Source organism: Martinezella tropici, assembly GCF_003287875.1.
GTDB lineage: Bacteria > Pseudomonadota > Alphaproteobacteria > Rhizobiales > Rhizobiaceae > Rhizobium > Rhizobium tropici_C.
In genome coordinates, this window is sequence record NZ_QMKK01000054.1 from 439,955 (window position 1) to 462,639 (window position 22,685).

The following is a 22,685-nucleotide window of genomic DNA, read 5'->3' on the forward strand; positions in this document are numbered from 1 at the left end:
TTCATTTGCGGACAGGGCCGGTGGAGTCGCGCGTGATCAATCTGACAGGTATTTTGACGATCGCGTCTTCTCGCGATTCGCCGTCTGCCTCTTGCTCTTCGATCAGGGCCTCCAATCGCCGGACTGCCTGCTCGCCAACACCGCGGATCGGCTGCGCGACGGTCGTCAGGCGTGGAAAGACATAGGCGGCCTCCGGCAGATCGTCGAAGCCGATGACGGAATAGTCGCGTGGTACGGAAAAGCCGTGATCCTGAACGGCATGGATTGCGGCGATCGCCGAAATATCTGTTGTGCCGATGACGGCTGTTACTTCGGGCCTGGAGGCCACCAATTTCCTTGCGAGCGGATAGGTCGCCGCGAAGCTTTGTTCCTCGGCCATGGCCACCACCGCCGGTGCTATGCCAATCTCGGCCATTTCCGCCCCGATGCCGCGAAGGCGAAGCTGGACCGGCTGGCTATGGGCAGGGGCGCCAACAATGCCGATTACGCGATGGCCGAGGCTGATCAGATGGCGGGCCATCAGGCGCCCGCCCTCCTCATGATCGGCCATGACGGCATCGCCGGCAATTCCAGTCAGTTCACGGTCTATGGCGACGATCGGGATCTGCGCGTCGCGCAGCGCTTCGAAATGTTCGGTGCTCCCGAAGGCGCTCGCGACGATGACGCCGTCGACGCGCTGGGATAGGAGCATGGAGATGTAGCGCGCCTCGTGATCCATATTTTCGGCCGTGCTGCAGATCAGGGTCTGATAACCGCGCCGGAACAGTTCCTGCTCGATGGCATGGGCCAGAATGCCGAAGAAAGGCACGTCGATCGATGGCAGCATCAGCCCGATCATCCGGCTCGGTGCGCCGCGCAGCATGCGTGCTCCCTTGCTCGGCGTATAGTTGAGCGTGCGGATGGCGGCCTCCACACGCTCCCGCAGCTCCGGAGAGGCATAGCCGCTATTATTCAGCACGCGCGAGACTGACGAGACCGATGTTCCTGCGAGCTTGGCGATATGTCTGATGCTGGTGGTCACGGGCTCGCATTTCTTTGTCTGGCGGTCGAATAGTCGTAGGACAAGTTATCAAAACTCGATCCGTATGCCGTGGACTAAATCACTGGCGGGAAACGGCATCAAGCGTGATGCGGCGCTCAGCATTCATATCTCGCCACACTCCTTTTCGACCGTCTCAGGTTTGCGGTCCAGGTGCGGAATGGAAACATCTCCGCTCGTCTCGGCAATCCCATGGGCATTTATAAGATTTTTATATCTTCCCCTGTCGGCCCGTCTCGAACCTTAATGCGGTTCGGTCGCATATTGTATGGCGAAGATACACCTGAAGTGCTCTTCCCCCAGGCAGAATGAAAAGAGGCGCCTTCATGCAAGGCGCTCCCTACTATTTTCTGTCATCAACAATAACAATCAAGGACTCGCGATCGATGATGGACATTATTCTTGTCGGGATCGGCGTTTTATTCTTCCTCCTTTGCGTCGCCTATACCAAGGCTTGCGACAGCCTATAGTCGGAGAGACGGCAATGCTTCTCGATTACATTCTCGGTGGCGGCGTGACGATCTTTCTCACCGTCTACCTGGTCTATGCTCTTATTCGCCCCGAGCGCTTCTGACAGCGCTGGATAGGGAAAGTTACCTCCATGACCTTCAACGGATGGCTTCAGATCCTCCTTTATATTGGGATCCTTCTCCTGCTCGTCAAACCGCTCGGCGGTTACATGACGCGTGTCTTTACCGGCGAGCGCACCTTCCTCTCCTTCGTCCTCCGTCCTGTGGAACGGGGGCTTTATCGTTTGGCCGGCACGGATGAGCGCGAAGAGCAGCACTGGACGACCTACTCGGTTTCCATGCTGCTGTTCAGCCTCGCGGGCTTCCTCGTTCTTTACGCGCTGCAGCGACTGCAAGGCAGTCTGCCGTATAATCCGGCCGGCATGACCGCAGTCGGCCCGGAACTGTCCTTCAACACGGCAACGAGCTTCGTCACCAATACCAATTGGCAGAACTACGGCGGCGAAAGCACGATGTCCTACCTCGTGCAGATGGCCGGCCTGACGGTGCAGAACTTCGTGTCTGCAGCAACCGGCATTGCGATCGCCATTGCGCTGATCCGTGCTTTCGCACGTGCTTCGGGTAAGGCGATCGGCAACTTCTGGGTCGATATGGTCCGCGCGACGCTCTACGTCCTCTTGCCGATCTGCATCGTGCTGACGATTGTTTTCGTCTATCTCGGCGTGCCGCAGACGCTCGGTCCCTATGTCGATGCTACGACGCTCGAAGGCGCGCGGCAGACGATCGCCGTCGGTCCCGTCGCCTCGCAGCTTGCCATCAAGATGCTCGGCACGAATGGCGGCGGCTTCTTCAATGCCAACTCGGCGCATCCGTTCGAAAACCCCGATGCCATCTCCAACCTCCTGCAGATGCTGGCGATCTTCGCCATCGGCGCAGCGCTGACCAACGTCTTCGGCCGCATGGTCGGCAGTCAGCGCCAGGGCTGGGCGATCCTGGCTGCGATGGGCACGCTGTTCATCGCCGGCGTGATCGTCACCTATTGGGCTGAAGCGGCAGGCAATCCGCTTGTTCATGCGCTCGGTATCCAGGGCGGCAATATGGAAGGCAAGGAAGTCCGCTTCGGCATTGCCGCCTCTTCGCTCTTCGCCGTCATCACCACGGCCGCATCCTGCGGCGCGGTCAACGGCATGCTCGACAGCTTCACCGCGATCGGCGGCCTGATCCCGCTCATCAACCTGCAGCTTGGCGAAGTCATCGTCGGCGGCGTCGGCGCCGGTTTCTATGGCATCCTGATGTTCGTCGTCATCGCCATCTTCGTTGCGGGTCTGATGGTTGGGCGCACGCCGGAATATCTCGGCAAGAAGATCGAGGCCAAGGACGTGAAGATGGCAATGCTTGCCGTGCTTTGCCTGCCCTTCGGCATGCTGATCTTCACGGCGATCTCCGTTGTATTGCCCTCCGCCGTTGCCTCGATCGCGAATGCCGGTCCGCACGGCTTCTCGGAAATCCTCTATGCCTACAGCTCGGCCGCGGCAAACAACGGCTCGGCCTTCGGCGGTCTGACCGGCAATACCTCCTGGTACAACATCACGCTCGGTATCGTCATGCTGATCGGCCGCTTCCTGGTCATCGTTCCGGCCCTTGCGATTGCCGGTTCTCTGATCAGCAAGAAGACGGTTCCTGCCTCGGCCGGTACCTTCCCGACGGATGGCCCGCTCTTCGTCGGCCTCCTGGTCGGCACGATCCTGATCGTCGGCGGTCTGACCTTCTTCCCGGCGCTGGCACTCGGACCGATCGTCGAACATCTGTCGATGATCGTAGGCCAGACCTTCTAAGGAATGACGGCCATGAGCCAACCGCTTCTGGGCAAGCTTAGAAAAGTCATCGATCCACGCCCCTTCGACAGGGGGCGTGGCCCGGCCGGAACGACCTGCGCGTCCGATGCCATCTTGCTGGCAATGGCCGCACTGTTCCTCGGCATTGTCGTCTTCGGATTTTTGATCGGCTGATCGGCGGCGTTCCGATCTGACGTTTTCCTCTTCACGCTGGAGCCTCTTATGAGCCAGTTAAAATCAGCGAGTATTCTGGATTCTCGCATCCTCGTTCCGGCGATCGGCGCTTCGTTCAAGAAACTGAACCCGCGCACGCTTGCCAAGAACCCCGTCATGTTCGTGGTCGCCGTCGTTTCGATGCTGACGACCGTCCTCTTCCTGCGCGATCTCGTGACCGGCGGCGGCAATCTCGCCTTCTCGCTGCAGATCAATATCTGGCTGTGGTTCACGGTGCTGTTTGCCAATTTTGCCGAAGCGGTAGCGGAAGGTCGCGGCAAGGCGCAGGCGGATTCGCTGCGCAAGTCGCGCACCGAAACGCAGGCGAAGCTGCTCGTCGGCAACAGCCGCACCGATTACAAGATGGTGCCCGGCACCAGCCTTAAGGTCGGCGATGTCGTCCTGGTCGAAGCCGGCGATATCATCCCCTCGGATGGTGAGGTCATCGAAGGCGTCGCTTCCGTCAACGAAGCCGCGATCACCGGCGAATCTGCGCCTGTCATCCGTGAATCGGGCGGCGACCGCTCTGCTGTGACTGGCGGCACGCAGGTCCTGTCGGACGAGATACGTGTGCGGATCACCGCTGCCGCTGGTTCGACCTTCATCGATCGCATGATCGCGCTGGTCGAAGGTGCAGAACGGCAGAAGACGCCGAACGAAATCGCGCTCAACATCCTGTTGGCCGGTATGACGCTGATCTTCGTGCTCGCGACCGTCACCATCCCGAGCTTCGCCGCTTATGCCGGCGGCTCGATCCAGACTGTCGTGCTTGTTGCGCTCTTCGTCACGCTGATCCCGACCACCATCGGCGCTTTGCTTTCGGCGATCGGCATTGCCGGCATGGACCGTCTGGTGCGCTTCAACGTGCTCGCTATGTCCGGCCGCGCCGTCGAAGCCGCCGGGGACGTCGACACGCTGCTTCTCGACAAGACTGGTACGATCACGCTCGGCAACCGCCAGGCGACCGCCTTCCGCCCGGTCCGGGGGATCAGCGAGCAGGACCTTGCCGATGCCGCGCAGCTTGCCTCCCTTGCCGACGAGACGCCCGAGGGCCGCTCGATCGTCGTGCTTGCCAAAGAGAAATATGCGATCCGTGGCCGCGACATGACGAGCCTGAAGGCGACCTTCGTTCCCTTCACGGCCCAGACCCGCATGAGTGGCGTCGATCTCGATGGCTCCTCGATCCGCAAGGGCGCTGTCGATGCCGTGGTCGCCTATGTCGAAGGTGCGGCCAATGACACGACGGAAGGCACGGCCGTGATGTCGCGCACGACGAGTGAAACGTTGCGCGAGCTGCAGGTGATCGCCGACGAGATCGCCAAGGCCGGCGGCACGCCGCTTGCCGTGGCGCGAGACGGTCGTCTTCTCGGCGTCATCCATCTTAAGGATATCGTCAAGGGCGGCATCCGTGAGCGTTTTGCGGAACTGCGCCGCATGGGTATCCGCACCGTGATGATCACGGGCGACAATCCGCTGACGGCCGCCGCCATTGCCGCCGAAGCCGGCGTCGACGACTTTCTCGCCCAGGCAACGCCCGAAATGAAGCTGGCGCTGATGCGTCAGGAGCAGGCACAGGGCAAGCTGGTCGCCATGTGCGGCGACGGCACGAACGATGCGCCAGCGCTCGCCCAGGCCGATGTCGGCGTCGCCATGAATACCGGTACGGTCGCCGCCCGCGAAGCCGGCAACATGGTCGATCTCGACAGCGACCCGACGAAGCTGATCGAGATCGTCGAGATCGGCAAGCAACTGCTGATGACGCGCGGTGCGTTGACCACCTTCTCCATCGCCAACGACATCGCCAAGTATTTCGCCATCATTCCGGCCATGTTCATCGCCTTCTATCCGCAGCTGAAAATGCTGAATGTCATGGGGCTGGCAACGCCGCAAAGCGCCATTCTTTCGGCCATCATCTTCAATGCGCTCATCATCGTCGGACTGATCCCGCTATCGCTGAAGGGGGTCCGCTACCGGCCGATCGGCGCCGGCGCGCTGCTCAGCCGCAACCTGCTGATCTATGGCCTCGGCGGCATCATCGTCCCCTTCATCGGCATCAAGGCCATCGATATGGCGATCACCGCCATCGGCCTCGCCTAAGGAGTTTCTCTCATGTTGAAACAAATCAGACCCGCCATCGTCATGATCGTCGCCACGACCGTCCTGACCGGCCTTGCCTATCCGCTTGCCATGACGGGTGTCGCCCAGACGCTCTTTCCCCACCAGGCCAATGGCAGCCTGGTGGAGAAGGACGGCAAGGTGATCGGCTCCAGCCTCATCGGCCAGAATTTCACGGCGGATAAGTATTTCCACGGCCGCCCTTCGGCCACGACCGGCGCCGATCCGAATGATCCGACCAAATCGGTTTCCGTACCTTACAACGCCGCCAACTCCGGGGCCTCCAATCTCGGTCCGACCAATTCGAGCCTGATCACCCGTATCAAGGGGGATGCTGCGACATTGCAGGCGCAGAACCCGAATACGCCGGTTCCGGTCGATCTGCTCACCACTTCGGGCAGCGGTCTCGACCCGGATATCTCGCCTGAAGATGCCTATTTCCAGGTTCCGCGCGTCGCCAAGGCCCGCAACATGGATGAGGCTAAGGTCAAGTCGCTCGTCGATGCTGCCATCGAGCCCCGCGAGCTCGGCGTTCTCGGCGAGCCTGTGGTCAATGTGCTGGCATTGAACCAGGCGCTCGATGCTTCTATGACTCAATAAGTTGAAGGGATTGAGACGGTTAGCGCCGTCTCAACCTATCAGGAAAGACGACTCTCGAATGGCAGACGACAGCCGCGACATGTTGAGCAGGCCTTCCCCCGATGCGCTTCTCGAAAAGGCGCGGGCCGAGACACGCGGACGGCTGAAGATATTCCTGGGAGCGGCACCCGGCGTCGGCAAAACCTATGAGATGCTGATGTCAGGCAGGGCGAAGATCGCCGACGGTGTCGATGTCGTGATCGGCGTTGTCGAGACCCACGGCCGCCGCGAGACGCAGGCGCTGCTGGAAGGGTTTGAGATCGTTCCGCGAGTCAATGTCGACTATAAGGGCAGGGCGCTCGAGGAGATGGATCTCGATGCCATCCTGAAACGCCGCCCCGACCTGGTGCTGGTCGACGAACTTGCTCATACCAATGCCCATGGCAGCCGGCATCCCAAACGCTACCTCGATGTCAAGGAACTTCTTGACCGTGGGATCGATGTCTACACGACGCTGAATATCCAGCATGTCGAAAGCCTGAATGACGTCGTCTCGCAGATTACCCGCATCCGGGTGCGCGAGACGGTACCGGATTCGATCATCGACATGGCCGATGATGTCGAGATCATCGATCTGACGCCGGATGATCTCATCAAGCGGCTACATGACGGCAAGGTCTATGTCTCGAAGACGGCCGAGCGGGCGCTGACCAATTATTTCACGCCCGGCAACCTGACGGCCTTGCGCGAGCTGGCGCTGCGACGCACCGCCCAGCGCGTCGACGACCAGCTGCTGACCCATATGCAGGCGCACGCGATCCAGGGCCCTTGGGCTGCCGGCGAGCGCGTGCTCGTCTCTATCGATCATCACCCGCGCTCTGCCGCGCTGGTCCGCTACGCCGCACGCATGGCCGCGCGCTTGCGTGCCCCCTGGGCAGCCGTCTATGTGGAGACCAACCGCTCGATCAGTTTGAGCGAGGCGCAGCGCGACACGATTGCCGCAACGCTCAGGCTCGCCGAACAGCTTGGTGGTGAAGCCATCACACTTCCAGGTCGGGAGGTGGCGGAGGAGCTGCTTCGTCATTCTGCCAGCAACAACGTCACACACATCGTTATCGGTTCGCCGAAAATCGGCTCATGGCGTGATTGGTCTCGCCGCTCAGTTTCTTATGATCTCATTCGCAAGGCCGGGGATATCAGCGTCCATGTCATTTCCGGTAGCGAAGCGGATGGTCAGGCAGCGAGCCGCGGCGTCAAGGTCGCGCCTTCACCGCCTCCCTTCCAGCTTCGCGGCTATGTTCTGGCGACGCTCTATGTCGCCATCGCGCTGGGCTTTTGCGTCATCCTCGATCAGGTGCTGGATGTCCGCAATCTGGCGCTCGTTTTCCTGATGGCGGTGCTGGTAAGCGCCGTGACCCAGGGTCTGCGTCCGGCACTTTACTCCTGTTTTCTCGGCGCGCTTGCCTTCAACTTCTTCTTCCTGCCGCCGCGCTATACGCTGACGATCAGCGATCCGGAAAGCGTGCTTGCCTTTTTCTTCTTCCTTGGTGTCGCGGTCATTGCGAGTAATCTGACGGCGACGGTGCAACGGCAAGCGGCTGCAGCGCGACAACGGGCACGAACGACGGAAGACCTCTATCTCTTCTCCAAGAAGCTCGCCGGCACAGGTACGCTCGATGATGTTCTCTGGGCCACCGCCTTTCAGCTGGCCTCGATGCTGAAGCTGCGGGTGGTGCTGCTTCTTCCCGAACATGGCACGATCGCCGTCAAGGCCGGCTATCCGCCCGACGATACGCTCGATGATGCCGATATTGCCGCGGCCCGCTGGGCCTGGGAGCACAATCATGCGGCAGGCCGTGGCGCGGATACCCTGCCTGGCGCGAAGCGCCTTTATGTTCCGCTCCGCACCGGTCGAACCGCTGTCGGCGTCATCGGCCTCGACAGCGATCGCCGCGACGGTCCGCTTCTGACGCCGGAACAGCAGCGGCTGCTCGATGCGCTCGCCGATCAGGCCGCACTTGCCATCGAGCGCGTGCAGCTGGTGGCCGATGTCGACCGCGCGAAACTCGCCGTTGAGGCCGACCGGCTGCGCTCCGCACTGCTGACCTCGATTTCGCATGATCTGAAGACGCCGCTCGCTGCCATCCTCGGCGCAGCGGGAACGCTGCGCGACTACCTTCATTCGCTACCGCCTGAGGATCGCGTCGATCTCCTGTCGACGGTCATCGACGAATCGGAACGCCTCAACCGCTTCATCGCCAATCTTCTCGACATGACCAAGATCGAGTCCGGTGCGATGGAGCCGAATTACGCCCTGCATTATGGCGGCGATATCGTCGGCAGCGCGCTGCGGCGGGCGGAAAAAATCCTGGCTCATCATCGCGTCGATGTGCAGATGCCCGTCGATCTGCCGATGGTGAAGGTCGATCCGGTGCTGTTCGAACAGGTGCTGTTCAACCTGCTCGACAACGCCGCCAAATACGCGCCTGAGGGATCGGCCATCCGCCTGGAGGCCTGGGCGGATGTCGACAATATCGTCTTCCGCGTGATGGACGAGGGACCCGGCATTCCGCCCGCCGACCTCGAACGCGTCTTCGATACGTTCTACCGCGTGCGCAAGGGCGATCAGGTGCGCGCCGGCACCGGCCTTGGCTTATCCATCTGCCGCGGCTTCATCGAGGCGATGGGCGGCACGATCGCCGCCGGCAATAGAACTGATCGGCAAGGGGCTGTCTTCACTATTCGCCTGCCGAAACCAACAGATGTCCCGAAGCTGGATGAACTGAAATGAACACCACTGCCGTCAAGATTCTCGTTGTCGATGATGAGCCGCCGATCCGCAAATTGCTGCGCGTGGGCCTCGGTGCCCAGGGCTATGTCGTCAATGAGGCGCAGAGCGCCGCGTCAGCCCAGGCGTCGATCGATGAAGACCAGCCTGATCTGATCGTGCTCGATCTCGGCCTGCCGGATAAATCAGGCCATGATCTGTTGCTCGGTTGGCGCGAGGATGGGGTGCAGATCCCGGTCGTCATTCTGTCAAGCCGCACGGATGAGGCGGGCATCGTCAAGGCGCTCGAGAGTGGCGCCGACGATTATGTGACCAAGCCTTTCGGCGTCAACGAGCTTGCCGCCCGCATCCGTGTGGCGCTGCGCCATCGGCTGCAACAGCAGGGCGAGAAGGCGATTTTCCAGACCGGCGGTCTTTCCATCGATCTCGTCAAGCGCATCGTCAAGGTCGACGGCAAGGAGATCAAGCTGTCGCCGAAGGAATACGACATCCTGCGCGTGCTCGCCCAGCACGCCGGCAAGGTGCTGACGCACCAATTCCTGCTGAAGCAGATTTGGGGACCGGCGGCCGATGTGCAGTATCTGCGCGTCTATGTCCGCCAGCTCCGACAGAAGATCGAGGAGATTCCCGATCAGCCGCACTATATCACCACCGAGACGGGCGTCGGCTATCGCCTGCGCGAGCCGGATTGAAGCCATCAAGACTTCGGATCCGTTATCGAGGTGGCTTAGCCTCGATCTTCCGGCGATGAAAATCATTCCAGAACGACCGATTGCCCGACTCTGAGTGCGACCATGGACCTTTCCACGATCATTCTTCCCGAACACGTCTTTGTCGGATTGGCGGCTCCGACCAAGTGGCGGGCGCTGCAGATGCTGTCGTCGAAGGCGGCGAGTTGCTTCGGCTTGGATGAGGCAATGGTTCTGCGCGTACTGGAGGCTCGCGAGAAGCTCGGCACCACAGGCATCGGCAACGGCGTTGCCGTTCCGCATGCCGCCATTGCCGGCATGACGAGGCCGCGCGGATTGATGGTGCACTTTGCCCATGCCGTCGATTTCGAGGCTATAGACGATATTCCGACGGAATGGGCGTTCGTGCTGCTTTTCGGGGAAGGCGGACGGAGCGACTATCTGAATGTGCTTGCCGCGATTGCCAGACGGCTGCGGACCGAGGGCGTTCTGACGGCGATGCGGCAGGCCAGGAGCGCCGACGAACTCTATTCGGTCTTCATGTCCGACTCCATCGCCTGAGGTGCTTGGATCGCACCCTCGTCGCTGTTCGGGAATGTGATTTCACTTTTCAAGATTCTATGGGATGCTGTTCTCCGGAGTTCCTTAAAACGGGAACGGTCTTCGTTACTTTATACGACCAAGTTGATAGGGTTTAAGGACAACGAAGGGGGTGCATCCATGCAGACGATAAAGCTTTCCCGGCTTCTCGCCACCGCAGTTCTGATCGGTAGTTTTTCGGTCGCGGCCGTCGCGCCGACCTGGGCGGCGGACAAGACGTTTCTCAATGTTTCCTACGATCCGACGCGTGAATTGTATAAGGATTTCAACGCGGCTTTTGCCGCCAAGTGGAAGAAGGACACGGGCGAAACCATCAATATCAAGGCTTCGCATGGCGGTTCCGGCGCGCAGGCCCGTTCGGTCATCGATGGTCTCGACGCCGATGTCGTGACGCTGGCGCTCGAAGGCGATATCGATGCGATCGCCAAGGCGACGCACAAGATTCCCGCCGACTGGAAGACCAAGTTCCCGAACAATTCCGTTCCCTATACTTCAACCATCGTCTTCCTGGTGCGCAAGGGCAATCCTAAAGGCATCAAGGACTGGGGGGATCTGGTCAAGGACGGCGTTGAAGTCATTACGCCGAACCCGAAGACGTCGGGTGGTGCCCGCTGGAACATTCTGGCAGCATGGGCCTGGGCCAAGCAGGCCAATGGCGGCGACGATGCCAAAGCGCAGGACTACGTCGCAAAGCTCCTGAAGCATGTCCCGGTTCTCGATACCGGCGCGCGCGGCGCGACGACGACCTTCGTGCAGCGTGGCCTCGGCGATGTTCTGCTCGCCTGGGAAAACGAGGCCTATCTCTCGCTCGACGAGCTCGGCCCCGATCAATTCGAGATCGTGACTCCGTCCGTCTCGATCCGAGCCGATCCTCCGGTTGCCGTTGTCGACGGCAATGTCGACACGAAGGGTACACGCAAGGTCGCGGAAGCCTACCTCAACTATCTGTACTCGGATGAGGGTCAGAAGATCGCCGCCAAGCACTATTATCGGCCGATCAAGCCGGAAGCTGCAGACCCCAAGGATGTTGCCCGTTTCCCGGCCTTGAAGCTGGCAACCATTGACGATTTCGGCGGATGGTCTCAAGCTCAGCCGAAATTCTTCGCTGACGGAGGCATCTTCGATCAGATCTACAAGCCGGGACAGTAAGACTGAATGCATTCTATAACCCGCAAACGGTGGCGGTTACGGCAGCCGAGCGTCATTCCGGGCTTCGGATTGGCGCTCGGTGTTACCTTGGCTTGGCTCATCTTTATCGTTCTTATTCCGCTGTCGGGCTTGCTGTGGAAGAGCAGCGCTCTCGGCTGGGAAAAATTCTGGGCTTTGGCTCTTGATGTTCGCACGCTCTATGCGCTGCGCATGAGCTTCGGCGGCGCCTTCATCGCCGCGCTCGTCAATGCGGTGCTCGGGCTTATCCTTGCCTGGGTGCTGGTGCGCTATCGCTTTCCGGGCAAGCGCATCCTAGATGCGATGGTCGACCTGCCATTCGCCCTGCCGACGGCAGTTGCCGGCATTGCACTGACGACGCTCTATGCGCCGAATGGCTGGATCGGTCAGTTCCTGACACCGCTCGGCATCAAGATCGCCTTTACTCCGGTCGGGATCGTCATCGCGCTGATTTTCGTCGGTCTGCCTTTCGTGGTGCGCACCGCGCAGCCCGTCATGGAGGAGATCGACCGCGAAGTCGAAGAGGCGGCGGCAACCCTTGGGGCGAACCGCTTTCAGACGATCACGCGCGTACTTCTGCCGGGATTGGCGCCTGCAGCGCTGACAGGTTTCGCGTTGGCATTTGCGCGCGCGGCCGGCGAGTACGGATCGGTGATCTTCATCGCCGGCAACAAGCCCTATGTTTCGGAAATCGCACCGCTGCTCATCGTCATTCGCCTGGAGGAATATAATTATTCCGCAGCGACGGCGATTGCGACGCTGATGCTGTTCATTTCCTTCACCATGCTTTTGATCATCAATCTCATCCAGTCGTGGAGCAGAAGGAGATATGGCTATGGCGCATGATCTTTCTGCAGCTGCCGAAACGGGTCATTCCGTCATCACCGAAAGCCGGCTCGCGCGCATCACCTTCATATTGATTTCGCTCGCCTTTTTGACGTTGATGGTGCTCCTGCCCCTGGCCGCCGTCTTTGTCGAGGCTTTCCGCAAGGGGATCGAGACCTTTTTTGGAGCTCTGGTCGACGAGGAGACCTTCGCAGCGATCCGGCTGACATTGATCGTTGCTGGCATCAGTGTGCCGTTGAACCTCGTCTGCGGCATTGCGGCCGCCTGGGCGATCGCCAAGTTCGAATTCAAGGGCAAGGCCTTACTGACGACGCTGATCGATCTGCCATTCTCGGTGTCGCCGGTCATATCGGGCCTTGTCTTCGTGCTGTTGTTCAATTCGAACAGCACACTCGGCCCTTGGCTGCAGGGCCACGGCATTCAGATCCTGTTTGCGGTTCCCGGGCTGGTGCTGGCGACGATGTTCGTCACCTTTCCCTTCGTCGCGCGCGAATTGATCCCGCTAATGCAGGAGCAGGGCAGCGCGGACGAAGAGGCGGCGCTGTCGCTCGGGGCCAATGGCTGGCAGACCTTCTGGCATGTCACGCTGCCGAACATCAAATGGGGCCTGCTTTACGGCGTGCTGCTCTGCAACGCCCGCGCCATGGGTGAGTTCGGAGCCGTTTCGGTCGTTTCGGGTCATATCCGCGGCGAAACCAACACCATGCCCCTGCAGGTCGAAATTCTTTATAACGAATATAATTTTTCGGGGGCATTCGCGGTTGCCACGCTCCTGGCCCTGCTCGCCCTTGTCACATTGATACTGAAGACGCTGCTGGAAATGCGCTATAGCGAAGAGATCGCAGCTAGCCGGCGTCACTGAAGGAATTCTTGATGGAAGTTCGCGTTCAAAACCTGCGTAAGGAATTCGGTCGCTTTCCCGCATTGCATGACGTGTCGCTGGATATCCGCTCGAGCGAATTGATTGCGCTTCTTGGTCCATCGGGCTCCGGCAAGACGACGCTACTGCGCCTGATTGCCGGATTGGAGACCCCGACGGAGGGGCAGATCTTCTTCGGCGAAGAGGATGCGTCGCGAAAGACGGTGCAGCAGCGCAATATCGGCTTCGTGTTTCAGCACTACGCGCTGTTTCGGCACATGACCGTGCTCGACAACGTCTCTTTCGGCCTGAAAGTCCGCTCGGCATCGCGTCGTCCGCCACGCGATGAAATTCGCCGGCGTGCCCTGGAGCTGTTGGAGCTGGTGCAACTGAACGGCCTAGAGAAGCGTTATCCGGCCCAGCTTTCCGGCGGTCAGCGCCAGCGCGTTGCACTGGCGCGCGCCATGGCCGTCGAGCCAAACGTGCTGCTTCTGGACGAGCCCTTCGGCGCTCTCGATGCTCAGGTCCGCAAGGACCTGCGCAAGTGGCTGCGGGAAATCCATGACCGGACCGGCCATACTACCGTCTTCGTGACCCATGACCAGGAGGAGGCGCTGGAACTCGCCGACCGCGTCGTCGTGCTCAACAAGGGGGCTATCGAGCAGGTCGGAACGCCGGACGAGATCTACGACTCGCCGAATTCTCCTTTCGTCTACGGCTTCATCGGCCAGTCCAACCGTCTCAAGGTGCGCATCACCAGCGGCGAGATCTGGTTCGATGACAAGCCGCTGGGGCTCAGCACGCCGCATGAGCCTGATGGCGAAGCCTATCTCTATTTCCGACCCCACGATATCGAGATCCGCGACGGCGATGGCGGCGCGATTGCAGGTTTGCTCGTTGCCAGCAGGCGCGTGGCAGGCACCCGCCATCTTGAGATCAACATCGGTGCCGAGCACGATCCTATCGAGATCGAGCTGCCGCCGAACAAGGCGGATGCCTTGGATCGCAACCGTATCGCCTTCAGGCCGACACGCTGGAAGCTGTTTCGCGACGGCAGCTGAAGCGGTTCAGTTTTTCACGGAATCTCTGAACCGCTCCGTCTCGTCGTTTTCCAGCAATTCCAGGAAAGCCGCAGTGTAATTTTCCTGGAATTGCCTGAGGGTCAGTCTTCCGGATGGCCGGCCGAGGCGAAGCCGCCGCCCTGGTAGATGACGGTCGGATCATTGGGATCCTCCGGCGGTGCTTTCGATAGGATTTCGGCCCGCCACGGCGCTGCGCTATCGCGCGGCTTCCAGCCGAGGAAGGCAGCGTTGCTATTGTCCCACCATTGTTCGTCATTGTCGGAGGCGCCGTAGACGATCGTGTGCCCGAGCCTTGGTGCATCGAAAGCACAGCCGCAAAGGGAAAGAAAGTCCCTGACGCTGAACCAGGTGGCCAGCATGCGCGTATTGCGCGGCTCGGGGAAGCAGGAGCCAATGCGCACCGAAAGCGTCTCCTGGCCGAACTTGTCGAAGTAGAGGCTCGCGACCGCTTCGCCGAACACCTTGGAAACACCATAGAGCGAATCCGGTCGGGTCGGCACCTTGTTGTCGATCCGCTCGTCGCGGCGATAGAAGCCAATCGTGTGGTTGGAGCTCGCAAAGACGATACGCGGCCTGCCGGCGGCGCGCGCCGCCTCGTAGAGATTATAGAGGCCGACGATATTCCCCTGCAGGATCATGTCGAAAGGCTTCTCCACCGAGATGCCGCCAAGATGGATGATGCCGTCGACACCCTTGACCATGGCATCGACGCCGCCGCGATCGGAAAGGTCGCAGGCGACGAAACGCTCGTTCGGACGGAGATCGTTTATCGGCGTCAGATCGGACAATACAACGCTCTCGGCAATCTGCGGCAGAAGCGGCCGGATTGCCTGGCCAACACCGCCGGCGGCGCCGGTCAGCAACAGAGTTTTCAGCATGATTGTCTCCCGGATCGGTCATTTCGGCGGGGAGCCTATAAGATGGTCCGTCGCCCGTCATCACATATATCGGTGGGATCAACATGAAGCATGTCGATAGCGTTTAGGCAGTCTGTGAATGCGCCCGGGCGTCGAAGTCGAGCGCTTCCAGACTGACCACGGCCTTGATGGGCAGGTGATCGGAAGCCACGCGCGCCAGCGGCGAGTCATGCACCTCGACCGCCGAGATCATGCCGCGGCGGTTTGCCATGATGCGATCGAGCGCCAGAAGCGGCAGCGTCGAGGGAAAGCTCGGAACAGCGGGAGGAAGCGGGCCGAAGGCGGCCTGAAAGGTGTTGAGCGATGAGCGATCGCCCAGCCGCCACTCGTTGAGGTCGCCGAGCAAGATGGTCGGGACCTCGCCGCCATCGCTCATCAGGTCGACGATCAGGCGGGCCTGCTGCGCCCGCGACCGGTGCAGCAGGCCAAGATGCGCGGCAATGATCCTGATGCTTCCGCCACGCGCCAGTTCCAATTCGGCGATCAGGGCACCGCGCGGCTCCAGCCCCGGCAGGCTTATCTGATGCACGTCGCGCACCGTGCCCTGTTTGAAAAGAACGACATTGCCATGCCAGCCATGTGCCTTGGTAACGCCGGCGACAGGCACCGGGGTAAGCCCGGTCTCGCGTTCGAGCCGGCGCAGATCGAGGATGCCCGTGCGTTCGCCGAAACGCGTATCGGCCTCCTGCAGGCCGATGACGTCGGCATCGATTTCATGAATGACCCGGCTGGTCCTTTCCGGATCGAAGCGCCGGTCGGCGCCGACGCATTTATGGACATTATAGGAGGCGATCAGCGTGCCCTGAGGGCGATCAGGCTTGCCGACCGGCTTGGCGCGCGATTTGTTCCGGCTCTTCAGGCTTTCCAGAATGCTCGCACGGAGACTTTCTTTCTTTTTCTTCATCTATCCGTCGACCGTTCTTTGATCAGATCATGTCGGACACATGCATGGGAGTATAAGAAGCGATAATCGGCCTTGTCATGTAAAAAGGCTGCGACAGGGATAGATTGTCTATGGGCTCGACCGTCAGAGATAGGGCGAACCGAGCCAGAGAACCTTCTCGATGAGCCTGACGACGAAGGGACGTGCCCGGAGCTTTTCGAGATCGACCGGACGCGCCGTTTCCAGGATTGCGCCGATATGAGCATCGATCGTGCCGGCGAAACCGCGATCGAGCACCTCCAGATCCACTTCGAAATTGAGTCGCAGGGAGCGGGGATCGAGATTGGAGGAGCCGACATAGGCCCAGATTCCATCGATCGCCAGCAGCTTGGAATGATTGAACGGGCCTTCGGCGCGCCAGATGCGGCAATAGTTCTTCAGCATCTGGTCGAACTGCGCCGTCATGGCACGGTCGACAAGCACGAGATTGTTGGCGGTCGGCACGACAATGTCGACCTCGACGCCGCGCCGGGCTGCCGTGACCAGCGCGCTGATCAGCTCCCGATCCGGCAGGAAATACGGCGACATGATGCGGATCGATTTATGTGCAACCGACAGGGCACCGATGAGCATCTTGTGGTTGGTCTCGACGCTGCGGTCCGGGCCGGAAGCGACCACCCGCATGAAGACAGCCGCTCCCGGCTCATTGGAGGGCGCTGCAATCCGCCATTCGTTTCCGCTGAGGACCTCGCCGGTGGTAAAGCGCCAGTCCTCGGCGGCTGTATTGAAAAGATCGGCAACCGCCGGGCCTGTCACGCAGAAATGCATGTCGCGGGCGCAATGGTCATGGGCAAATTCCCGCGTGAATCCCTGGCGGATATTCATGCCGCCGGTAAAGGCGATCCGTCCGTCGATGCTCAGAATCTTGCGGTGGGTGCGCAGATTGGCGTAGGGCAGTCTGAGGCCCATGATGACATTGCCGTTGAAGACGTCGACCTCGACGCCGCCCTGACTGAGATAGCCCATGATGCTTGGCACCGAATAGCGGGCCCCGACGGCATCGATCAGCACGCGCACGCTGACGCCGCGTTTGGCGGCGGCGATCAGGGCGTCGGCGATGCGCAGGCCGATCGGGTCGCGATCGAAAATATAGGTCTCCATCAGGATGCTGCGTTCGGCGCCATCTATCGCAGCTTTCATTGCCCCGTAAGCGGCGTCGCCGCTGGTCAGCATTTCGATCGTGTTGCCGGTGCTCATCGTATAGCGGACGACGCGGTCGCCGAGCGTTTTCATCGAGCCGAAACGCTCGCCGAAAAGCCGCCGCACCCGGTCGTCCTCGGCATCGAAGCTGGAGAGTTCTCCGTTCGCATCCTTGCGAAAAAGCGCATCTCGCTGTGAACTGAGCGAGGCCCTGCGGATGCGGTTGATGCCCGCAAAAGCATAGAGCGCGGCGCCAATGATGGGCGACAGGATCACGACACCGACCCAGCCGATCGCCGCGCGAACATCCTCTTTGGTCATTGCCGCATGGATCGCGGCGGCTGCCCCCAACCCAATGGACAGGACAGCGAGAACTTGGCCCCAATGGGCATCCACCAGGTCGATCATGGCGCGAGTATATCTCTGCCCGCAAAAGCTGCAACGAGCTGGCTTGCGATTGCAGATCTTTGGCCGATTATGGTGCTAAAACTCATCCTATTAGATATTTTTAATTGAAGACAGTTGTTGGCGCCTTCATACTTAGGGTGCTTCGGCTGCTTCGCTACCGTCCCCCACGGTAACTTTGTTTCTTGTTTGAAGCGCCACTGCGTTCGGGAGCCGAGACCGAAGAAAACAAGCCTGGCATTGTTTAGGCCATGGCGTCTCGGATGCTCGGGGGAGGCGTGAAAGCCCGCGTTTCAAGAACGGGCATTGTTCATCGAAACCATGTTCAATGATGCGAACGGAGAACAGCAGATGTTGGAATCTCGGGACGAATGGATCAAGAAGCGCGCATATGCCATCTGGGAGGAGGAGGGCCATCCCTTCGGGCGCGATGTCGAACACTGGGAACGGGCGAGCGGTGAACGCATCGCGCTCGACGAAAGTGCCGCGATCGCTATCGGAGGCGAAGCAAAGCCCAAAGCCAAACGCAAGCCGACCGCCGCCGCTGCCAAGGTGGTCGCCAAGCCGACGGCAAAGAAGGCATCGAAGAAAGCCGCAGTTGCAAAGGCGTAGGGCGCGCTGGTTTTAGAGGTACGGCAAAGACCGGGGCGGTTCGATGGCAGACATCGAGCCGCCTCTCTTTTTGGGCTGTTGCAGGAGAAATATTCGCAATAATTTCGGTCATTTGGGGCCTGATCGCGAAATAGCTGTCACACAGCGATGCTACCAAGTGAAAAGGGAGCCACGCAATGAGCTGCAGCCATATCGATGATCTGGAAATGACTGGTACTACGATCGTCACAGCATACTGCCTTTTGCGTTTTGGCGGCAGTGCCGGGGGGTGATTGAGGTGACGTCCCTTCTCGTACTTGCGGCGATCTATCTTGTGGCGGCGCTGATCCTCATCCTGATCATCGACCGTTCCGTCGGCATGTTTTTCCCGGCATCAGCCAAACGCCGGGCGACGCGGCAGCACGATCGGCGCCTGTGGCCGTTTTCGGCCAATCGCAATTCTCCCGGCCAGGTATCGGAACCTTTTCCGTGACGACGTGTTGCTCTTTCTTCCATAGTAAGGAGAAAGATCATGCCACGAGGAGACAAATCGGCCTATACCGACAAGCAGAAACGCAAGGCCGAGCATATCGAGGAAGGCTATGAAGACCGCGGTGTCTCGCATGGAGAGGCGGAACGACGCGCGTGGGCGACCGTAAACAAAGAAAGCGGCGGCGGCAAAAAGTCCGGCTCGGGCCGCGGCCATGCGGAAAGTCATGAATCTTCCGAGAAGGGCGGCAAGATCGGCGGACGCGCCGCCGCAAAACGCCCGGCGTCGGAACGCTCCGCTTCCGCAAAGAAGGCGGCCGCGACACGTAAACGTCATGAACACCGAGCGCATTCATAGGCTGCGCTTGAATGCCGAATTCTGGGTTGGCGCGCATTGACCGGTGAGGTGATGTCATTTCGTCGGCTCGCGATCGTCGACACCCTTCCGTTCCGGAATATGGATTTCTGCGCGAGGCCAACCGGTGATTCACGCCGATCGTCGCTGGTAGCCTATTCAATTCTCGGGAGGGAAAGCCGAATGCCTTATGAACTCTACTATTGGGACGGCATCCAGGGACGTGGCGAATTCGTCCGGCTGGCATTGGAGCAGGCCGGCGCCGACTATATCGATATCTGCCGTGGCAAGGCGAGCGCAGGGCAGGGAATGCCGGCTATGCTGGCGATCATGGAAAATGGCGAAGGGTCCAATATCCCGTTTGCTCCGCCGTTTTTAAAGGACGGTGACGTCATCATTCCGCATGTGGCAAATATTCTGATGTATCTCGGCTTGAAATTCGGCCTTGCACCAAAGGACGAAGCACAGCGTCATGTGTTGAATGGCCTGCAATTGACGATCACCGATCTCGTTGCCGAGGTGCATGATACGCATCATCCTATAGCCATTTCGAAATATTATGAGGACCAGAAGCGAGAAGCCAAGGCTCGCGCCGCCGAATTCATCGACAATCGTATTCCGAAGTTCCTCGGATATTTCGAGCGGGTACTGCAGCAAAATCCGGACGGACCGAACCATATTTTCGGCAAGAGCCTGACCTATGTCGATCTCTCGCTGTTCCAGATCTATGAGGGGTTGCGTTATGCCTTTCCGCGCGCGACCGCACATCTGGACCGTCGCTATCCGCACTTGGCGGCACTGCATGCCGCTGTCATGAAACTGCCCAATATTGCTCGCTATCTTCAATCCGATCGCCGCATCCCCTTCAACGAGGACGGCATTTTCCGGCACTATCCGGAGCTGGATAAAGATATGGCGTGAGCGATGCTCCTCTATCAATTCATTCCCGCGTGCTGGATCATCTGGCTGCTGATCTGGTTTTTTGCGTCCTTCGGCGGCAAGAAAACCGTGCGGCAGGAAGATCCGTTGTCGCGGCTTGGCAATACCGCGCCGATCTGGATCGGCGCGTTTTTTCTGGCGGTCAATCCTTCCTGGCTGGGGCCTCTGCGGTTTCGCCTAATCCCGCAGGATCTGACGTTCTATATGATCGGTGCGGCTTTGACCTTCGTCGGGCTCCTCTTCGCGATATGGGCCCGCTACCACATCGGTCGCAATTGGAGCGGGGTGATTACCCTCAAGGAAGATCACGCACTGATCCGTTCCGGACCCTACGCTCTTGTCCGCCATCCAATCTATTCCGGGCTGATGCTCGCCATCGTCGGTTCGGCCATCGCACGCGGCGATATCGCAGCCGTCCTTGCGATCGTCGCGGTGCTTTATGCCGTTTTGCGACGCGTATCCATCGAGGAAAGCTGGATGAGTGAGACTTTCGGTTCGGCTTATGCCGACTATAAAGCGAGCACGCCGGCACTAGTCCCGTTTCTTCTATAGCGTCAGACTTTGAGCGGCGATGCCGCCGCGAAAAAATCGGCCCAGGGATCGGCGCTCGATCGGCTCAAACGCGAGGCTGCGTTGCCAATGGTGAAAGAAGCCGGGCCGATCTTGCCGTCCAACTCCTCCCAGCCGATCGGCATCGAAACCGCGGCACCCTTTCTTGCGCGCGTCGAATAAGGGGCGACCGCGGTATTGCCGCGGCCGTTGCGCAGGTAGTCCACGAAGATGTGGCCGGTCCGCTTCGCCTTGCTGGCGACCGACAAATATGTCTGCGGGCTATCGGCGCTCATGGAATGCGCCATCGTCTCGGCTGCCTCCTTGACCTGCTGCCAGTTTGCTTGTGGTGTAAGGGATGCGACGACGTGTAGGCCTTTGCCGCCCGAGGTCTTGATGAATGAGGTCAATCCCTGGGCGGAAAAGCGTTCCCTTATTTCCTTCGCCGCAGCGGTGACCTTGCCCCAGGTGACGTCTTCGCCCGGGTCGAGATCCATGATGATCATGTCGGGCTTTTCCCAGTGACGGATGGTCGTGCCCCAGGGATGTATTTCCAGCGCCGCCGACTGAACGAGGGCAGCCAGTCCGTCGAAGTCTTCGATCTTCAAAAGCTTTGCCGCATCCTTGTCTTCAGGATCGGCAATCTCCTCGATATGCGGATTGATGCCCTTCCAGGCATGTTTCTGGAAAAACTTCGGCCCATCGATGCCGTCGGGGCAGCGCAGGAGGGCGAGGGGGCGATTGGTGACGAAGGGTTGCATCCGCTGCCAGGCAAGCGCGTAGTAATCGAGGAGATCCTGCTTGCTGACACCGTCATCGGGCCAGTAAACCCGCTCCGGATGCGTCAGTTCCACCGAGGTCTTGATGTTGTTCTGAATGGGCGTCTTTGCCATCTCGCGCGCGCTCCATTTTCTGCGACGGATGGGCCGCAGCGCCGGATAAGACTAGCATTGTCCGGCGCATGAAGTCGATTGGCTGTTACGGCATGAGTTGGCCGCCATTGACCTCGACGACCTGGCCGGTGATATAGCCGGACAGCGTTGCCGAGGCGAGGAAGAGATAGGCGCCGACACAATCCTCCGGCGTACCGACGAAACCCATGGGGATCGTCTTGCGTTGAATTTCCATCTGTTCGTCGTTGGTGTAGCGCTCGTGGAAGGGCGTCGCGATCACGCCAGGTGCGACCGCATTGACCCGGATCTTGTCGTTGACGAATTCCTTGGCATGGCCGTGGGTGATCGTCGAGACAAACCCCTTGGAGGCTGCATAGAGGATCGCGCCGTTGCCGCCGCCGTTGCGCGCGGCAATCGAGGTCGTGTTGATCACGAAGCCGCCCTGTTGCTTGAGGTATGGGTGGGCCGCGCGGGTCGCCGCGAGCACGGAGCGGGCGTTGAGGTTCATCACCCGGTCGTAATGTTCATCGGTCATGTCGACGGTGGGAAGCCGCCCCAGCATGCCGCCGGCATTGTTGACCAGCCCATCGAGGCCGCCCAGCGCTTCGGCCGCGTCCGTGACGACGCGTTCGGTCTCGCCGCCTTGCGAGACGTCACCCTGGATCAGATGAACCACGCCGCCGCTGGCCTCGATGTCTGCCGCCAGCTTTTCCGCCGGTTCGCGGCTGGCATTGAAATGAAGGCCGACCTTCATCCCCTGCGCGGCAAAGGCCCGTGCGACGGCAGCGCCGATGCCGGTCGAAGCCCCTGTTATCAACACCCGTTTTCCGGCTAGATCTGGGATGCGGATGGACGCAAGCAATTGCGCGAGTTCTGCCATGACAACTCCTCCTCAATGTCAATCAATCATATGACGAAATATGCCCTGTCTTATCAGGCGGAAGGGAGGAAAGGCAATTGGGGCAGGGCCAGACAAAAGGACGCGATATGCTCTTGGGATCGCATTTCCGCTCTGCAAACTCTCGCTTTTGCATCAAAATGGCACTCCAGGATTTTACCGTAAATTTTTGAAATTATGATCATTTCCATAAATGAAAAACTTCATTCTCTACTTTAACAAGGTGCAATCCGCGGAGATTGACACGAAACGATCTGGTCTGACAGTGCCGCGGCAGATAATGA

At 60.0% G+C, this 22,685-nt stretch carries 23 protein-coding genes; 17 read left to right on the forward strand and 6 right to left on the reverse strand.

What is annotated here, in order from left to right:
* Nucleotide 1 precedes the first annotated feature (1 nt).
* Nucleotides 2-1,021 (reverse strand): LacI family DNA-binding transcriptional regulator, encoded by a 1,020-nt coding sequence (locus DQ393_RS27370; RefSeq protein WP_112344819.1) that lies wholly within the window; start codon nt 1,019-1,021, stop codon nt 2-4.
* 502 nt (nt 1,022-1,523) lie between these two features.
* On the opposite strand from DQ393_RS27370, the gene kdpF reads away from it, so the two are divergent.
* From kdpF to DQ393_RS27425, 12 genes are all read left to right on the forward strand, one after another.
* Nucleotides 1,524-1,613: a K(+)-transporting ATPase subunit F gene (gene kdpF, locus DQ393_RS27375; RefSeq protein ID WP_041678183.1), complete on the forward strand. Its 90-nt coding sequence runs from the start codon at nt 1,524-1,526 to the stop codon at nt 1,611-1,613.
* Between the two features lie 27 nt (nt 1,614-1,640).
* Nucleotides 1,641-3,344 carry a potassium-transporting ATPase subunit KdpA gene (gene kdpA, locus DQ393_RS27380; protein ID WP_112344820.1) on the forward strand — a complete coding sequence of 568 codons (1,704 nt, stop codon included), beginning with the start codon at nt 1,641-1,643 and terminating at the stop codon, nt 3,342-3,344.
* Nucleotides 3,345-3,356: 12 nt separating this feature from the next.
* Nucleotides 3,357-3,518, forward strand: a complete 162-nt coding sequence (locus DQ393_RS33575) for a hypothetical protein (protein ID WP_162737013.1) — start codon at nt 3,357-3,359, stop codon at nt 3,516-3,518.
* A gap of 48 nt (nt 3,519-3,566) precedes the next feature.
* A complete protein-coding gene (kdpB, locus tag DQ393_RS27385; protein WP_112344821.1) occupies nt 3,567-5,654 on the forward strand; it encodes a potassium-transporting ATPase subunit KdpB in 2,088 nt (695 codons plus the stop codon).
* Between the two features lie 12 nt (nt 5,655-5,666).
* Nucleotides 5,667-6,272, forward strand: a complete 606-nt coding sequence (locus DQ393_RS27390) for a K(+)-transporting ATPase subunit C (protein ID WP_112344822.1) — start codon at nt 5,667-5,669, stop codon at nt 6,270-6,272.
* 58 nt (nt 6,273-6,330) lie between these two features.
* Nucleotides 6,331-9,042 (forward strand): sensor histidine kinase, encoded by a 2,712-nt coding sequence (locus tag DQ393_RS27395; RefSeq protein WP_112344823.1) that lies wholly within the window; start codon nt 6,331-6,333, stop codon nt 9,040-9,042.
* Nucleotides 9,039-9,731 (forward strand): response regulator transcription factor, encoded by a 693-nt coding sequence (locus DQ393_RS27400; protein ID WP_112344824.1) that lies wholly within the window; start codon nt 9,039-9,041, stop codon nt 9,729-9,731. The genes DQ393_RS27395 and DQ393_RS27400 overlap by 4 nt, the downstream gene beginning before the upstream one ends.
* Nucleotides 9,732-9,833: 102 nt before the next feature.
* Nucleotides 9,834-10,289: a PTS sugar transporter subunit IIA gene (locus DQ393_RS27405; RefSeq protein WP_112344825.1), complete on the forward strand. Its 456-nt coding sequence runs from the start codon at nt 9,834-9,836 to the stop codon at nt 10,287-10,289.
* 159 nt (nt 10,290-10,448) lie between these two features.
* Nucleotides 10,449-11,477 (forward strand): sulfate ABC transporter substrate-binding protein, encoded by a 1,029-nt coding sequence (locus DQ393_RS27410; protein ID WP_112344826.1) that lies wholly within the window; start codon nt 10,449-10,451, stop codon nt 11,475-11,477.
* A 6-nt stretch (nt 11,478-11,483) separates the two neighbouring features.
* Nucleotides 11,484-12,341, forward strand: a complete 858-nt coding sequence (cysT, locus tag DQ393_RS27415) for a sulfate ABC transporter permease subunit CysT (protein ID WP_112344827.1) — start codon at nt 11,484-11,486, stop codon at nt 12,339-12,341.
* A complete protein-coding gene (gene cysW, locus DQ393_RS27420) occupies nt 12,331-13,203 on the forward strand; it encodes a sulfate ABC transporter permease subunit CysW (RefSeq protein ID WP_162737012.1) in 873 nt (290 codons plus the stop codon). The genes cysT and cysW overlap by 11 nt, the downstream gene beginning before the upstream one ends.
* Before the next feature lie 11 nt (nt 13,204-13,214).
* Nucleotides 13,215-14,261, forward strand: coding sequence for a sulfate/molybdate ABC transporter ATP-binding protein (locus tag DQ393_RS27425; protein ID WP_112344829.1), 1,047 nt, complete (start codon nt 13,215-13,217; stop codon nt 14,259-14,261).
* Nucleotides 14,262-14,362: 101 nt separating this feature from the next.
* Here the strand turns inward: DQ393_RS27425 and DQ393_RS27430 are convergent, their stop codons facing one another.
* From DQ393_RS27430 to DQ393_RS27440, 3 genes are all read right to left on the reverse strand, one after another.
* Nucleotides 14,363-15,160, reverse strand: a complete 798-nt coding sequence (locus tag DQ393_RS27430; RefSeq protein ID WP_112344830.1) for an NAD-dependent epimerase/dehydratase family protein — start codon at nt 15,158-15,160, stop codon at nt 14,363-14,365.
* A gap of 103 nt (nt 15,161-15,263) precedes the next feature.
* Nucleotides 15,264-16,103, reverse strand: a complete 840-nt coding sequence (locus DQ393_RS27435; RefSeq protein ID WP_112344831.1) for an endonuclease/exonuclease/phosphatase family protein — start codon at nt 16,101-16,103, stop codon at nt 15,264-15,266.
* Nucleotides 16,104-16,226: 123 nt separating this feature from the next.
* Nucleotides 16,227-17,690, reverse strand: coding sequence for a phospholipase D-like domain-containing protein (locus DQ393_RS27440; protein ID WP_112344832.1), 1,464 nt, complete (start codon nt 17,688-17,690; stop codon nt 16,227-16,229).
* 348 nt (nt 17,691-18,038) lie between these two features.
* On the opposite strand from DQ393_RS27440, the gene DQ393_RS27445 reads away from it, so the two are divergent.
* From DQ393_RS27445 to DQ393_RS27470, 5 genes are all read left to right on the forward strand, one after another.
* Nucleotides 18,039-18,299 carry a DUF2934 domain-containing protein gene (locus DQ393_RS27445; RefSeq protein ID WP_112345201.1) on the forward strand — a complete coding sequence of 87 codons (261 nt, stop codon included), beginning with the start codon at nt 18,039-18,041 and terminating at the stop codon, nt 18,297-18,299.
* Between the two features lie 277 nt (nt 18,300-18,576).
* Nucleotides 18,577-18,771, forward strand: a complete 195-nt coding sequence (locus DQ393_RS27455; protein ID WP_112345202.1) for a hypothetical protein — start codon at nt 18,577-18,579, stop codon at nt 18,769-18,771.
* A gap of 39 nt (nt 18,772-18,810) precedes the next feature.
* A complete protein-coding gene (locus DQ393_RS27460; protein ID WP_112344833.1) occupies nt 18,811-19,125 on the forward strand; it encodes a plasmid stabilization protein in 315 nt (104 codons plus the stop codon).
* A 180-nt stretch (nt 19,126-19,305) separates the two neighbouring features.
* Complete coding sequence (locus DQ393_RS27465) at nt 19,306-20,043, forward strand: glutathione S-transferase family protein (protein ID WP_112344834.1); 738 nt, start codon at nt 19,306-19,308, stop codon at nt 20,041-20,043.
* 3 nt (nt 20,044-20,046) lie between these two features.
* On the forward strand, nt 20,047-20,613 hold the full coding sequence (locus tag DQ393_RS27470; RefSeq protein ID WP_112344835.1) for a methyltransferase family protein: 567 nt from the start codon (nt 20,047-20,049) through the stop codon (nt 20,611-20,613).
* A 2-nt stretch (nt 20,614-20,615) separates the two neighbouring features.
* Here the strand turns inward: DQ393_RS27470 and ligD are convergent, their stop codons facing one another.
* On the reverse strand, nt 20,616-21,503 hold the full coding sequence (ligD, locus tag DQ393_RS27475) for a non-homologous end-joining DNA ligase (protein ID WP_112344836.1): 888 nt from the start codon (nt 21,501-21,503) through the stop codon (nt 20,616-20,618).
* An 85-nt stretch (nt 21,504-21,588) separates the two neighbouring features.
* The gene (locus DQ393_RS27480; RefSeq protein WP_112344837.1) at nt 21,589-22,383 is read right to left on the reverse strand and encodes an SDR family NAD(P)-dependent oxidoreductase; all 795 of its coding nucleotides are present in this window, start codon (nt 22,381-22,383) and stop codon (nt 21,589-21,591) included.
* Between the last annotated feature and the right edge of the window lie 302 nt (nt 22,384-22,685).

What these genes read in the sequence shown, in the direction of transcription:
- DQ393_RS27430 (WP_112344830.1), bottom strand. Translation starts at nt 15,160, where the DNA reads ATGCTGAAAACTCTGTTGCTGACCGGCGCCGCCGGCGGTGTTGGCCAG.
- kdpB (WP_112344821.1), top strand. Translation starts at nt 3,567, where the DNA reads ATGAGCCAGTTAAAATCAGCGAGTATTCTGGATTCTCGCATCCTCGTT.
- kdpF (WP_041678183.1), top strand. Translation starts at nt 1,524, where the DNA reads ATGCTTCTCGATTACATTCTCGGTGGCGGCGTGACGATCTTTCTCACC.
- DQ393_RS27440 (WP_112344832.1), bottom strand. Translation starts at nt 17,690, where the DNA reads ATGATCGACCTGGTGGATGCCCATTGGGGCCAAGTTCTCGCTGTCCTG.
- DQ393_RS27460 (WP_112344833.1), top strand. Translation starts at nt 18,811, where the DNA reads ATGCCACGAGGAGACAAATCGGCCTATACCGACAAGCAGAAACGCAAG.
- DQ393_RS33575 (WP_162737013.1), top strand. Translation starts at nt 3,357, where the DNA reads ATGAGCCAACCGCTTCTGGGCAAGCTTAGAAAAGTCATCGATCCACGC.
- DQ393_RS27405 (WP_112344825.1), top strand. Translation starts at nt 9,834, where the DNA reads ATGGACCTTTCCACGATCATTCTTCCCGAACACGTCTTTGTCGGATTG.
- ligD (WP_112344836.1), bottom strand. Translation starts at nt 21,503, where the DNA reads ATGGCAAAGACGCCCATTCAGAACAACATCAAGACCTCGGTGGAACTG.
- DQ393_RS27400 (WP_112344824.1), top strand. Translation starts at nt 9,039, where the DNA reads ATGAACACCACTGCCGTCAAGATTCTCGTTGTCGATGATGAGCCGCCG.
- DQ393_RS27465 (WP_112344834.1), top strand. Translation starts at nt 19,306, where the DNA reads ATGCCTTATGAACTCTACTATTGGGACGGCATCCAGGGACGTGGCGAA.
- DQ393_RS27480 (WP_112344837.1), bottom strand. Translation starts at nt 22,383, where the DNA reads ATGGCAGAACTCGCGCAATTGCTTGCGTCCATCCGCATCCCAGATCTA.
- cysW (WP_162737012.1), top strand. Translation starts at nt 12,331, where the DNA reads ATGGCGCATGATCTTTCTGCAGCTGCCGAAACGGGTCATTCCGTCATC.
- DQ393_RS27425 (WP_112344829.1), top strand. Translation starts at nt 13,215, where the DNA reads ATGGAAGTTCGCGTTCAAAACCTGCGTAAGGAATTCGGTCGCTTTCCC.
- DQ393_RS27435 (WP_112344831.1), bottom strand. Translation starts at nt 16,103, where the DNA reads ATGAAGAAAAAGAAAGAAAGTCTCCGTGCGAGCATTCTGGAAAGCCTG.
- DQ393_RS27470 (WP_112344835.1), top strand. Translation starts at nt 20,047, where the DNA reads ATGCTCCTCTATCAATTCATTCCCGCGTGCTGGATCATCTGGCTGCTG.
- kdpA (WP_112344820.1), top strand. Translation starts at nt 1,641, where the DNA reads ATGACCTTCAACGGATGGCTTCAGATCCTCCTTTATATTGGGATCCTT.
- DQ393_RS27390 (WP_112344822.1), top strand. Translation starts at nt 5,667, where the DNA reads ATGTTGAAACAAATCAGACCCGCCATCGTCATGATCGTCGCCACGACC.
- cysT (WP_112344827.1), top strand. Translation starts at nt 11,484, where the DNA reads ATGCATTCTATAACCCGCAAACGGTGGCGGTTACGGCAGCCGAGCGTC.
- DQ393_RS27395 (WP_112344823.1), top strand. Translation starts at nt 6,331, where the DNA reads ATGGCAGACGACAGCCGCGACATGTTGAGCAGGCCTTCCCCCGATGCG.
- DQ393_RS27410 (WP_112344826.1), top strand. Translation starts at nt 10,449, where the DNA reads ATGCAGACGATAAAGCTTTCCCGGCTTCTCGCCACCGCAGTTCTGATC.
- DQ393_RS27445 (WP_112345201.1), top strand. Translation starts at nt 18,039, where the DNA reads ATGTTGGAATCTCGGGACGAATGGATCAAGAAGCGCGCATATGCCATC.